The organism is Sulfitobacter sp. NFXS29, assembly GCF_040148765.1.
Classification (GTDB): Bacteria; Pseudomonadota; Alphaproteobacteria; order Rhodobacterales; family Rhodobacteraceae; genus Sulfitobacter.
Window position 1 is genome coordinate 31,914 of the sequence record NZ_JAGDED010000017.1, and the last position, 12,994, is coordinate 44,907.

General features: G+C 55.0%; 12 protein-coding genes and 1 pseudogene. 4 read left to right on the forward strand and 9 right to left on the reverse strand.

Annotation, left to right across the window (positions count from 1 at the left end; translation table 11 throughout):
* Positions 1–308 precede the first annotated feature (308 nt).
* The 6 genes from J3456_RS18565 to J3456_RS18590 all read right to left on the reverse strand — a co-directional run bounded on the left by J3456_RS18565 (position 309) and on the right by J3456_RS18590 (position 5,835).
* The gene (locus J3456_RS18565; RefSeq protein WP_349581706.1) at positions 309–782 is read right to left on the reverse strand and encodes a hypothetical protein; all 474 of its coding nucleotides are present in this window, start codon (positions 780–782) and stop codon (positions 309–311) included.
* Positions 783–876: 94 nt separating this feature from the next.
* Positions 877–1,350, reverse strand: coding sequence for a VanZ family protein (locus J3456_RS18570; RefSeq protein WP_349581707.1), 474 nt, complete (start codon positions 1,348–1,350; stop codon positions 877–879).
* A gap of 233 nt (positions 1,351–1,583) precedes the next feature.
* Positions 1,584–2,102 (reverse strand): type II toxin-antitoxin system YhaV family toxin, encoded by a 519-nt coding sequence (locus J3456_RS18575; RefSeq protein WP_349581708.1) that lies wholly within the window; start codon positions 2,100–2,102, stop codon positions 1,584–1,586.
* Positions 2,099–2,425 (reverse strand): type II toxin-antitoxin system PrlF family antitoxin, encoded by a 327-nt coding sequence (locus tag J3456_RS18580; RefSeq protein ID WP_349581709.1) that lies wholly within the window; start codon positions 2,423–2,425, stop codon positions 2,099–2,101. The genes J3456_RS18575 and J3456_RS18580 overlap by 4 nt, the downstream gene beginning before the upstream one ends.
* Before the next feature lie 290 nt (positions 2,426–2,715).
* Positions 2,716–4,140 carry a TolC family outer membrane protein gene (locus J3456_RS18585; RefSeq protein ID WP_349581710.1) on the reverse strand — a complete coding sequence of 475 codons (1,425 nt, stop codon included), beginning with the start codon at positions 4,138–4,140 and terminating at the stop codon, positions 2,716–2,718.
* Positions 4,141–4,374: 234 nt separating this feature from the next.
* A complete protein-coding gene (locus J3456_RS18590; protein WP_349581711.1) occupies positions 4,375–5,835 on the reverse strand; it encodes a glycosyltransferase family 4 protein in 1,461 nt (486 codons plus the stop codon).
* A 92-nt stretch (positions 5,836–5,927) separates the two neighbouring features.
* Here J3456_RS18590 and J3456_RS18595 point away from each other — a divergent pair, with 92 nt between their 5' ends.
* Genes J3456_RS18595 through J3456_RS18605 form a run of 3 tightly spaced genes read left to right on the forward strand, consistent with a single transcriptional unit; the run spans position 5,928 to position 9,491 of the window.
* Complete coding sequence (locus tag J3456_RS18595; RefSeq protein ID WP_349581712.1) at positions 5,928–7,208, forward strand: glycosyltransferase; 1,281 nt, start codon at positions 5,928–5,930, stop codon at positions 7,206–7,208.
* A gap of 8 nt (positions 7,209–7,216) precedes the next feature.
* Positions 7,217–9,040, forward strand: a complete 1,824-nt coding sequence (locus J3456_RS18600; RefSeq protein WP_349581713.1) for an ABC transporter ATP-binding protein — start codon at positions 7,217–7,219, stop codon at positions 9,038–9,040.
* A 37-nt stretch (positions 9,041–9,077) separates the two neighbouring features.
* Positions 9,078–9,491, forward strand: a complete 414-nt coding sequence (locus J3456_RS18605) for a c-type cytochrome (RefSeq protein WP_349581714.1) — start codon at positions 9,078–9,080, stop codon at positions 9,489–9,491.
* 261 nt (positions 9,492–9,752) lie between these two features.
* On the opposite strand, the pseudogene J3456_RS18610 reads toward J3456_RS18605, so the two are convergent.
* Positions 9,753–9,893: pseudogene (locus tag J3456_RS18610) on the reverse strand (integrase core domain-containing protein); the annotation flags it as partial.
* 488 nt (positions 9,894–10,381) lie between these two features.
* On the opposite strand from J3456_RS18610, the gene J3456_RS18615 reads away from it, so the two are divergent.
* Entirely contained in the window at positions 10,382–11,359 is a 978-nt protein-coding gene (locus J3456_RS18615) for a response regulator (RefSeq protein WP_349581715.1), read from the forward strand.
* Between the two features lie 5 nt (positions 11,360–11,364).
* Here J3456_RS18615 and J3456_RS18620 read toward each other — a convergent pair whose 3' ends face one another.
* Both J3456_RS18620 and J3456_RS18625 read right to left on the reverse strand, forming a co-directional pair.
* Positions 11,365–11,712, reverse strand: coding sequence for a hypothetical protein (locus tag J3456_RS18620; protein WP_349581716.1), 348 nt, complete (start codon positions 11,710–11,712; stop codon positions 11,365–11,367).
* A gap of 228 nt (positions 11,713–11,940) precedes the next feature.
* A partial coding sequence (locus J3456_RS18625; protein ID WP_349581718.1) for a hypothetical protein occupies positions 11,941–12,994 on the reverse strand: 1,054 nt, incomplete at its 5' end.

Consider the following 12,994-nt stretch of genomic DNA (forward strand, 5'->3'; position numbering starts at 1 on the left):
TTCCAGAAAAGCGCAAATTATTCAAGTAATTCGACCTGAACGCCACAATCGATCAAAAACTTTTGGGCCAGCAATTGTCTGGATTTCCCACATCAGACTTCATCCGGAGAATGCCGTAGAATATACGTGCCAAACCACATTTGGACATCGTATCCGAACTGCGTTCAGCCCGACGCGCCGACACAACATCAAACCCTCCTGCCAATGTGCCATCATTAACTCAAGCCATTCGTGCAGAACCGCGTCGATTGGGATATCAGCGACACCGCGCGCCAGATCCCGCCCCGGGGTCTGCAAACACCTAAAGATCAACTGGCAGGCAACTGGCCAGTTAACTTGGAAATTACCCTATCGGCCAAGATGATGAGCAATCTCTCACTGGCGTCATACTGTGATGCGACAGACAAATTACCTTCTGAGGAGTAGGAAGTGAAAGCCTCCACTTTTCCAGAGGCAATCACATCCCCGTCCGCCTCATCAATCAACTGATAGCTCACGCTCCCTATTTTCTGGGCAATGCTTACATCTCTCAGATCCAAGCCTTGATCATATATTGAAATATTATACCGCAGAGTCGTGCTGGCACCCGAATTGCGCCCCAGGCGCTCTTCAAAGCTGCGGGCAAAGATATACGCTTCCCGGCTCGTAGGAGCCACCAACTTAATATTCTGGAGATCTTTACCAACCTGAGACCCTGACGCATAGATCGGCTCAAACCCATAGGCTCCAAGACCCAAAATCATAAAAACCGCTATAAAAGAACAAATAACCTGGCTTCGCATGTTGCTACTCCTGTTCAGGCGGCCCCTTCCTGGGACATGACCTTTTCCACTTGGGCGTGGTGATCGGTAAATGGATTTTCTCTATACAGCCCGCTCAAAGTTCCAAAGGGTCTTTGTCAGCGGCTTCGGAGGGGCGGGGGTCATGGAGCTGGATAACATTTGTCGCGTGGCTAAGAGCGCCGCCCCGCCGAAAGCTAGAATGGCTTCGGGCCAAGTGGTGCAGCCCAAGGCCCAGGATTGACCCCAACCCAATGCCCGCCACATCCGCCATGAGATCAATAAAATTACCCGAACGTCCAACAAAGGGCTGTATGATCTCAATCAGAGCGCCATAGGCGGTCGCCCCCGGAATTATTCGCGTAAGTCCTTGAGGATAAAGAGCAGCACAGGGCAATACCAAGACTGCGAACGCCCACATATGATGATCCTTATCGCTACCAGGCATATCTGAAAGCCCCAGAGGGAGGAGCATCAGCATACCGATGCAAATCATCAGGCTTACCGTCACCCACAAAACGATCGTGCAGCGGGAAGGGGCCTTCAAATCAAGCGCGCGCAAATTAGACATGAAAGCTCAACCTATCGTTAAAAGCCCCCGGGGCTATGCATCCTCGGGCGGGGATGACGGCATTTATAGACCGCTTTGAAGGCTTTGTATTTATACCAAGGCGCTAAAATTTACAGCCAGAGGATAGGCGATCAGAAATCGCGTACTGATCGTATGGCCCCGCTTTGCATCATAGTCCAAAAGCCAAGCAGGTTCATCGAAACCGACGCTCTCGCACCACCGCCCTACTCACGCTAAGGATTAGGCACCCCATTAAGGGTTTCCTCAAAACGTTCCGCTGCCCCCATGGCCTCTTTCATGAGCGCATCAAATGTCTCTGGTGGGTTACCTCCGTCCAGCATTCCTCTAAAGGTTGCATAGGCATCAGTCTTACGGCCATACGCCCGCAAGGTCTTCTCATCATTCACCCATGCAAGGACGATAACCTTTGCATCGCTGTTGAACCGGTAGAACAACCGATACTGTTGAAAGAATTTTGCTCGGAACCAATGTTTTCGGTGATCGCCGAGAGTATTGCCCTGTCGGAAGGCCTGGGTGCCCGGATCGACGGGTATCACATCGGTTACCAGCCTGGAGATTGCCGCCAGCCGCTTGGTGCAGTTTTTCTTATGCCAGTTTTTTGGATCGCGCACTTTGCGCTCTTCGACTTCCTTGATCAGCGCTTCGAGTTGGTCAAGAAAGACCGGGTGGGCATAGAACGACCATCCGTTAACGACGAGCGGCGCTTCCAGGGGCGCGGCACTGCTAGTCATTCGTCCTCATCTGACAGTGGCGCGTCAAGATTAACATCGACGTTTCCAACCAATGCTTTGAGCCGGTCATGCAAGCCATCGTTGATTGCCTGCAGGCGTTCCGGATGCGTCTTGATATCAGCTTCGATAAAATCAAGGAACGCATCCAATGCGGGGTCTCCCTCTTCGGCAACCATGGCTTCAATATAGATCCGACCGTTCGGCTCAGTGCAGTAGCGGATCCGATCGCCTTTGCCCAAGTTCAGCTGCTTGCGCACGCTGCTCGGCACGGTCGTTTGATAGCGATCGGTGAGCTTTGAGACATCTTCACTAAGCGCAGGCATGCCAGCTTCCCCTTTTAGCCACTTGTATCACAGATGCGGTAATGCATTTGCATTACCTCGTCAAGTTAGGGGCGAGGCCTGCGGCCTCATATCCGGCAGCAGAGGGGCTGATCGGCGTTGCGCGCCATTAGCTGGCGCGGCTCTTCGACTGCATGAGACGTACCGCGAGATTGATCGGCCCGTCGTTTCATCTCGAAAGACAAATGCATTGCAAACAGGGTCCTACCGACCTCGCAGTCGACAGGATCGCAAGCTACATCCGCCAGCCGAGAGCAATGGCCCCTAAAACATCAGTTCTTTTGCAAGGCACGTAGAACGCGGTCGAGCGCTTTGCCCTGTTTGGAATATTTTGCCGGTCCGTCTTTGACCAAGTTGTAGTAGGATGTGACATCATAGAGCTGCACGGGTAGGCGCAAATCTTGCGCAGTGAGCTGTCCGGTGGCGGCCAAAACGGCATAGGCCGCAATATAGAGATTGGCGCGCGCAGTGACCCGCGTGGATTCCGCGTCCAACAATACCTGCTCGGCATCCAAAACATCCAAGGTGGTTCGGGCCCCCAGCTTTGCTTCCTCCCGCACCCCCTCAAAGGCGGTACGCGCGGCGCGGATCTGCCGATCTGAGGCTTCAAGTTGCGCCCGTGCTGAGGACAAAGACGCATAGGCATTGCCAACTTCTTGAGAGACCTCGCGGCTCACAACATGAAGATTGGCGCGCTGTGCGTCGTGCTGAGCCATGGCCCGCCGCACCGCTGAGGACAGCGCCCCGCCTTGATAGATTGTTTGACCGGCTTCCACCCCAATACTGCCACTGCGGCTATAGCGCTGACTGTCGAATGTTTCTGAGAGACCATAGTTCCCTTGCAGCGTTACCCGAGGCTGCATCGCCGCCTCGTTTGAACTAACTGCCAACCGTGCGGCTGCAACCTGATGCTGTGCTGCCAAAACGGCTGGGTGACGGCGGACCGCCAGCGCTTTGGCAGCCTCTAAATTACCACCCACATTCGGCAATTGAGGCGGGGGATTGAGATTGCCAGGCTTGCGACCAACGACATTGAGATACTCCTCCACTGCGCGCAGCAAAGCGCCTTCGGCCCCCGCGAGCCCGCTGCGGGCCTGTGCCAATTGCGCTTCAGCAAGAGCGACATCCGTGTTAGTCACCTCTCCCACATCAAAACGATCGCGCGCAGCACGCAGCTCTTGGGTCAAGAGACGCAGGTTGTTGTTGCGCAGCGCCACGACGTCCGAGGCCTCAATGACCCCCATATAGGCGGCAACGGCGCGCAAGAGCACCCGCTGTTCAAGGTCGAGCAGCGTCTGGCGGGTGGCCAGCACCGTCTCTTTTGTCGCCTCAATCCGGTATTGGCTGGCGCCGAAATCATACAGCAGCAGCTCCCCAATCAGGTTGATTGACGCGGTCAGAGCTTCGGTGGATTGCGAGGGTGCTAGACTGGAGGCCCGCGTGCTGCCAAAGCTCTGCGTTAGCCCCCCAGCCCACCGCAAGACCGGTTTGAGCGCGGCCTTAGCACTGGCTACATCTTCATCCGCGGCGCGCAACAAGGCCCGGTTTTGATCCAAGAGCCCTGAATGCTCATAGGCCCCCACCAGCGCGTCCGCCAATGTTTCGGACCACAAAGGGCGCGGCATCAACAGCACCAGCGCGAGGGGCAAGGCAACGCCAGCCTGCCGCAGGGACCTTTTGAAACGGTTGATCTTCATTGCTCGTCTTGCCTTTTATATGCGCACTCTCTTTGGCTTAAGCAGGATGGAGGCGCGTTTCTTGCTCTGAGCGCTTAAAAGACAAGCCCCCAAGATCAGGCTTCCGCCATCCACCTACTGCCGCGCGCCTTCACGGCCCGAGCATAATGAAATGAGATATGACGTCAGAAACCTTGCAAAGGAGTGTGCCATATCCGAGAGCGATTTGCCATTTGATATCTCTTGCCGCGCGGCTCAACCATCCTTGTGGTTCAACACGGCCTCAACGTCACGCGCCACATCATCCCATGTGCGCAGCGCACTTGTGCTGATCTTCTGTTCCAGAGCGCGCCGGTGGTCAGGATCCGCGATGAGCCGATGGCAGGCTTCATAGATGCTGCTGATGGACTGGGCATCGCAATATTCCACCAAATCCCCACCGACCTCAGGCATGGAGGAATTGTCTGCCACCACCGCGGTCTTGCCAAAAGACAGGCTTTCACCGATCGGCAACCCCCAACCTTCGTAGAAGCTCACAGTCGCTGTAAAAAGGCAGTTCTCATATAGAAACCCAAGCTCGGTATCGCTGGGGCGTTTGGCAAATTGCACCCAGCCCCCTAGGTTGCCCGTGGCCGACATCAACTCTTCAAAATCGTCGTTATACCAGCCCGGCTTGCCGGCGAAGACAAGCTTGGGCACTTCAAGCCCTGGGGTCTGAATAAGACGTTGCCAAGCTTGCGCAAGACGCCAGAGGTTCTTGCGCGATTCCATTGTGCCCACGACCAGAACGAAAGGCGTCTTGGTCAGGTTCAACACAGATTGCTGCAATCCCTGCAAACTGCTGAGACGCGATTTGAACGGCTTTGCAGGATCCCTTACCCGGTTGGAGTGCACCACATTGAACTTTTGTGCCAACGGCACCACGTCGATGGGGCGCTGCTGCCCGATTTCGTCCATAAAGCGCCGCAAATCGCGGGCCGTATTCTGAGAATTTGCCATTAAGCGGTCGCAATAGTCCAAAGAGGACCGCAGCCAATGGTAGAACTCACCCGAGAAATCCGCCGCAATATGTTCGGTCGCAATGATCGGGATCAGATCATGCACCAGCTGGTAGATCTCAAGGTTCTTGTCGTCTTTTAGACGCTGTAGAGCGGGCTCTAGCCCATCGATGTTCCAGATCGCACCCAAAATGATCAATTGATCGCCCGGCTTCGCGGTTTCGCTCACAACCTCTCGGGAAAGCTCCTTCATCCCCTGCGCCTGAAGCGGCGCGCGGCGCGTCTTGAAGGCTTCCCACTCTTCAATGCTCGAGCCCATCTTGGCAAAGTAGCGCTCATGTCCGCGCGCGGCGTGATACGCACGCACCTTGTGGTAAAACCAGTACTTCAGGGGTCTGTTGCGATAGCGCACCAATGTCGGCGCAGCATCATGTTGAGAGCGTGCCTTCTTGCCAAAGAAAACCACACCCAAATCATCGGGAGAAAACTCTTCCATGTCCTTAAGAAAACTTGCGTCAATGGCGACATAGGCGCGCCGGCCCCTGTCCCAGTAACTCAGCCGGACATTCTCGGCCCCCAAGCGCGCGACCATACGACGAATGACTTCGAAAGAGACCCTTTGAATACCCGATACAGTGGTTTCTTTTTCCACGTAGATTAGGATATCGGTCATGTCAAAATAGTACATGTCGGGTTCGGTTCCTTGGCTCTGGTGCACAATCCCCCAAAAGGGTAAAACACCGCTTTAGTGACGCTCAGTGAAGAACAATTTCAAGTTCCTCAACCCCAGAGACGATGTTAGGACGACTTATGAGCCCTATATATTATGATCTTTCAGAACAATTTCTGTCTTCTGGCGTCAAGTTCAAATATTATGGTATCGCGCGCACGGTGATGGAGGTGGGCTATGAGCTCGCCCGCTCGCCGGCTGACGTACGTTTCGTCGTATTCTCTCCCGCACATGATCGCTTTTTTGAGGTTGAGCCAAACATAGGCTCTGCCTCCGAGACAGGCGTCTGCGACCCCAACATACCGGTCGAAGCAAAGCCCATGCGCCTTCGATATAGCTTTCCCGAACCTCATTGGCTGCGCGATGCGCTCTACCCGCTCGTGAGCACAATCATGAAACGTATCTGCCTACGCAGATGGCGCCGGGCAATCCCCGAAGGCAGTCTGCGCGAAGTTGATCTCTCAGGCCAAATCTTCGTGTCCCTCGGACGGCCCAAAATGATGGCAGATTATCTCGTCGCCTTAGACAAGCAGAACATCCGCCCGCGGTTCTATCCGCTGATCCACGATATGATCCCGCTGCATGAGTTTGCGCACCCCCGTCAGAGCATGTTTGCGCGCAATTTTGCTCACGACAATGGAATCGTCATCAGCCACGCTGAAAAGGTGATGACCAATTCCCGTTTTACAAAATCAGAAATCGAAAAGTTTTCTGCTTCCGGCCATCTACCCGACATTCCCCCCATTGTGCCCGTCCCCCTGCCCCATGAGTTGCGCCCAACCGATGAGGCAGTCGATGTCGACGTCCCCGATACACCCTATTTTCTGGGAGTTGGGGTGATGACCGGGCGCAAAAACCTCGAGTGCATTCTGCAAGCAATGCTGCATCTGCACGACACAGGCCGTCCTGTGCCGCTGTTTGTCTTGGCCGGCGCCCATAGAAAGAGAACTGTCTCGCACCTCGACAAGCCAGAGCTGGCGCCGATCAAAGATAAAGTGCGGCTCATTTTGAACCCCAATCAAGCGAGCTTGCGCCTGCTCTATCAAAAAGCCCGCGCTCTGATTATCCCAAGCCACATGGAAGGCTTCGGCCTACCCTTGGGGGAAGCTTTATGGCTGGGAACCCCTGGCCTTTCCGCCACCGCCCCAGCGTTGCGCGAAGTCGGGAAGGATTTGGCGGAATACTTCGATCCAAACGATCCTAAAGCGCTCGCGGCCCTTATCGACAAAATGCATACTGATCCCGCAGCCTATGCAGCTGCAAAAGATAAAATCCTGCGCAACCATTCCTCACTCCGGACCTGGAACAACGTTGCGACAGATATCATCGCCACGGTATCCGCCGGCTCCACAAAAGCCTGAAGCATACCATGTCCAAGCAAGATCACACTGCAGCAGCACAAGTAGACACGACAAACGCCGCCCCCAAAGGCAAAAAACGTGCGCCGCTCTTCAATGACCAAGATAAGGACAATATCTCCTGGTTCTGGTCCACCTATCTTAAACAACGCACGCCTTGGTTGGGCTTGGTGATGGCAATGATCCTGGTTCAGGGCTTTGCCTATCAACAGTTTATCGCCCTCACGGAAAGCGGGTTAAGGGTGATCTTCGACGAAGGCACTGTCGCAGGATTGGTAAAGGTCTGCGGCATGGTGCTGGCAATTTTTGGTTTACGCGCAGTGATGTCTTATTGGGTTCCCAGGCTCTCGGCTTGGCTGGCCAGCGACGCGGTGTTCAAGATGCGGCGCGATCTGATTGATCACATGATGACATTGGATCTGGCGTTTTTTGAGCGGACAAAATCGGGCGATATCATCCTGCGGCTGGTCAATCAGGCGCAGGATCTGTCGGGTTTCATTGGTCAGACCACGGTCAACGCGGTACGCGACACCGTGACCATCATTGCCGTTTCAGGCTATCTGATCTGGAAAAACCCGGCCCTCTTCATGCTGGTGATCATCGTCATGCCCACGATCACGATCGTGGTCCGACGGATCTCTCAAGGCATCAAAGGCACGCAAGCAAACGCCGAGAATGCCATGGGCAACTACATGTCCGGGATCGAAGAGATGACGAACGGCATGCGCACCGTCAAAATCTCCAACCAAGAGCCCGTGGAAAAGGCCCGCCTCAACAAAGCCACCGGTGAAATCAAAGACCTCTCTATTCGCCTGCAAAGACTACAAGCGATGATGAGCCCTACCGTCGATGTGCTGGCCGCTATCATCTATGTTCTGATCATCGGGGTCGGAGGCTACATGGCCCTCAGCCCAGATTTTGAGATGGATGGCGCCGGCATCATCGGCTTTATGATTGGCATGGCGTTGATCTTTGACCCCGCGCGCCGCCTCACCGCCTTTTTTGTCAGCATGCAAGCCAGCCTGATCATCCTCGACAGTCTGCGCTCACTCTACCGCGAGGTGCCCAGCATCACCACTGCGCCGGGTGCCAAAGAGACGTTCAACTCTGCGGGCGATATCATCTTAGATGACGTCACCTTCCAATATTCCGAGAAACACCCCCTGTTCCGCGACGTGAACATGGTCTTTGAGGGCGGCAAGGTCACCGCCATCGTCGGTGCAACCGGGTCCGGTAAAACCTCAGTTCTCAGCCTCATCGCCCGGCTTTACGATGTCAGCGAAGGGGCTGTGACCATCGGCGGGACGCCCGTGAAGGAGTTGCGCGTCGACAAGCTGCGGCAATCCTTCTCTGTGGTCGCCCAAGACATCGTCATCTTCAACAGCTCGATCTACGAAAACATTCGCTATGTGCGTCCTGACGCCACTGAGCAAGAAATCTGGCGCGCGGCTGAACTTGTAGGCATCGACCAATTGATGCGCGACCGCGGCGACGCGCCCCTGGGCCCAAAAGGCTCCCAACTCTCAGGCGGGCAGAAACAACGTATCGCCATCGCCCGGGCGTTCTTGCGTTCCGCCCCAATCTTGCTGCTCGATGAGGCCACATCTGCGCTGGATCAGCGTACCGAAGAGAAAGTGCGCGGCGCCATCCACGAGCTTTCCAAGGGCAAAACCACGATCCTGGTCGCCCACCGTCTGTCAACGGTAACCCATGCCGATAATATCTACGTGCTTGACGAGGGCCGGGTGGTTGAAGAGGGCACCCATACGGAGCTAATGGCCCAAGAAGGGCTCTATGCCGCTATGTTCAATGCACAACGCAGCAGTTATGGTTGAGTGAGCCGCGCTTGCCTTCACACCTAAAGGAATAGATATGCCATCGCTCAAACTTCCCCTGTTCCTTTTGGCCAGCGTTGGTATCGCGCTTGCAGCCTGTACAGTACCTTCCATGCCAGAAGCACCTGATGGCGCTCAGTTCTACGCCAAAAACTGTGTTGCGTGCCATGGAGTATCAGGAAAAGGAAACGGGGCTCTAACAGCGAACCTTGACCAAACTCCTACAGACCTGACCCTGCTGGCCCGTAAGAACGACGGCTCGTTCCCCCGCGCGCGGGCACTCAGCTATATCTACGGGCATCCAGAGCAACGTAATATGGAACGCGCTATGCCACAGTTCGGTGGGGCAATGGCACATGATACGGTGCCGGTTGAGATAAATGGCGTCCTCACCCCAACGCCACGTGAGCTGGCAGGCTTGCTGGTCTATCTCGAAAGCATTCAGCGATAAGGGCCTCAGTGTGTAATGCATGAAGCACCCCTCATGCATCCCTTCGACCTGATTTATCAAAATGGCAATGAAACCTATCCGTCAGCGTTGAAAGCGAGCGCTGGCATGGACAGCAGTCCATAGAAAAACGTGGATAAGCACTCTAGATGCCGTCCTCTAGGGCTCCCGGTTGTTATAAGCGGTGTAAATTTTGATATGCACTAGCAGATCATTTCTACCTTTTGATTGGTCTGCCCCCATCAAGTGGTCCGATTTGATTGGTTAGTGCATGGTTGGCCTCTGGTCTATCGGGGCGATGCTTTCAGGCGCTGGAGGACGATATCCCAAAGCGCTGTGCGGCCGGACCGTATTGTAGTGGCGCCGCCATCGTTCGATCAGGATTTGAGCCTCTCGCAATGTGGTGAGCCATCTCTGGTCCTCCTGAAATGGGATAATACTATCCCAGTTGGTGGACCACTTCAGTGGGGGCACTCCAAATGGCGGTCGCAAATCTATCCTGATCGACGCACTGCCGCCCTTTCGCCAGCCTATGATTTTGCATCAACAGTTCACTACATTAAGGGTGACAGCTTCGCATTGAACTACAGCCTGAGCTCATTCTGAGCACTCACGAGAGCAAAAACCCGACCGCAAGCAGAGTCACTATGGGGCGTAGACAGCGCATACAGTGAGGGTCGTTCCACAATGTCATAAATTAGCCGCAATCTTGGTTACATTCTTTAGTATGTGGATTGCAAAAGAATATATCATAAGGATGTAGGTAACGCGCAGAGTAAAGGCATCGCCCCCCTCTTTCCTCCAAAGGTAAGGGTGACAGGGCAAGCGCAGTATGCCCTGCTCTCGCGACCTCTGATTTGGCTATGTCAAAACGAGACCAAGGAACAAAGCATATGAAGATCCTCGCCGTCGACGACAATCAGCTTATCCGCGATTTTTTGCCCGCCATCTTGGAAGGTACGGATTTCGCGGATGTCACCGTGGCCGCGTCAGGAAAAGAAGCGTTGGAAATCATCGCAGCGGCTTCAAAACCCTTCGATTGCCTGCTGCTCGACATTGTCATGCCTGCCATGGATGGGATCACGCTGTGTCGTAAGATCCGAGCGATTTCGTCCTATCGCGCGACGCCGATCATCATGCTCACATTGAAGTCTGATGTCACATCAATTGAGCATGCATTCGCGGCCGGAGCCAACGATTATATCTTAAAACCCTTTGAGGTGCGGGAGATCGAGCGGCGTTTGCGGGTGACCCAGCGGATCCTCGACAATGCTGAAGTAGCGCTGCGCCTTGATCCAAAGCGGATGCTTCTAGGCGGCCACCCGGGACAGCACGACTTTGCTCTAGAAGACCCCATACACATCTTGGATGTTCCGCAATTCATCCCACCCTACTCGCTTGGCAATTACTTGTCACAGCTCTCACGTCAGCATCTCGACAGATGTCAGGTCTTTGGCGTTCAAGTTGAGGATATCGCATCTTTGTATTCGCGATGCGCCAGCCGAGAGTATGCCTTGGTCCTCTCTGACGTCGCCTGTGCAGTGAGCCAAGTGGTAGGCTCCCCTCAATTGCTTATGGCGCATTTTGGTAGCGGTATGATACTATGTATCTCGACCGGGAACAGCCTGCCGAGTTGGCCGCAGATCGAAGAGTTGGTTCAAGCTGAACTGCAGATAATGGGCCCCTGGAGCGAGACCTCAAACAACACACCCGTCACTGTCTCGATCGGCAGGCCGGTCCGACCGAATGCAAACCGCACACAGCGAGTTCGCAACACATTTGATCGGGCAATTGATAGAGCTGCGGGGCGTCAAAAGTTCAAGAACGACACCCCGCCTGCTCACCTCCCAATCGCAACCTCCGCCCGTTGAACGCCTCACGGCGAAAGATGCGATTCACCTGGCTCGGCCCTATTTGGTTTATTCCTTGGGGCCGAGCTTTTTTCTGTGGGAAAGGGCTCTAATGGCGCGGCGCAGTGAAATTTACGTAAGTTGCTGGCCTGGACCATGGTGGCAATTTTCATTGCACATACCCCACCCAGAAAGAATGCTGCCACCAGCGTCCAGAGCGCACTGCCCAGCAAATGCAAGACAATTGCGGCAATAGCCCCATAAATCAGGCCAATCAGCATCACGCTTGTCGATATGTTGGAAAAAACCGAGGTGGAATCGGAAGGCGTGCCACCTGATTGTGTAACTGCGCTCTGTTTGCTTCTAACACGCACCCTCAACTCCCGGTCTTGCCATCGCGATCAGGACTGGCATTACATCAAACACGGAATGTCTCGGCTTGAGGGGCCACGTTACCATCCGTTCAGATGAAGCGAAGTAGGTTTCAAAGCGGAGGAAGTAAGCTGGCCAAGCAGCTTTGTTGTGCGACTGAGGGCTGGCCCCTCTTACTGCTATGCAGCTTTCGTGAGGGGCCATACCGTTTCCTATCAAAGCAGTGATGGTTAAATGTGATCTAGACCCTCGTCATTGAGGCCCCCCAGTAAGTCGCTGGCATCGCTGAGCGTCTCGCCAAGAGGGTTACTTCCGCCCAATAGCCCACCACCAAGACCGTCCGACCTACCATCTTCTCCGGTTAGACCACCGAGCAGGCCTCCAAGTGGGCCTTCCTCACCGGTTAGACCGTCAAGCACGTCGCTCAGCGGGTTCTCCCCTCCGGTCAGGCCGTCAAGTACGTCACTCAGTGGGTCTTCCTCTCCGGTTAGGCCCCCGAGCACATCACCAAGCGGCCCTTCTTCTCCTGACAAGCCACCCAAAAGACCTCCAAGGAGATCATCGGGACCGCCGCTTCCACTTTCGCTCGTCCCCTCTCCCAAGGTTCCCGTGCTGGTCAGGCCACCAACGACCCCACCGGAGCCGGTGATATCGGACAGAAGACCCTCGTTGCCAATAAGATCACCCAAAAGGCCATCCGAACCAGTCACGTCGCCCAAGACACCAGAGTTGCCGGTAACCTCTCCTAGCAACCCACCATCCGAGATAACACCATCAGTAAGGCCGATGCTGTCATCAGGAACACCATCTCCCAGTAGGGGCTGCCCTAGAAGGCCCTCACTCAGGGCCTCGACCGGCGTACCGTCGCCGACCAGGCTGCCAAGCACGCCTTCTGAGCCGGTAATGTTTCCCAACACCCCAGAGTTTCCTGTCAGGTCTCCCAGAAGCCCATCGTCGGAAACCAGCGGATCAAGGAAACCCTGTTCGACGGGATGTGCTGGGTCGGGGGATGCCTGAGCTTCAGATGTCCCCTCACCCATCGCTCCAGTCCCGATCAGGCCACCAACAGCACCACCGGAGCCGGTGGTATCGGACAGCTGACCCTCATTGCCAATAAGATTCCCTAACAGGCCATCCGAACCAGTCACGTCGCCCAGGACACCAGAGTTGCCGGTAACCTCTCCTAGCAACCCACCATCCGAGATAACACCATCAGTAAGGCCGATGCTGTCATCAGGAACACCATCTCCCAGTAGGGGCTGCCCTAGAAGGTCCTCACTCAGG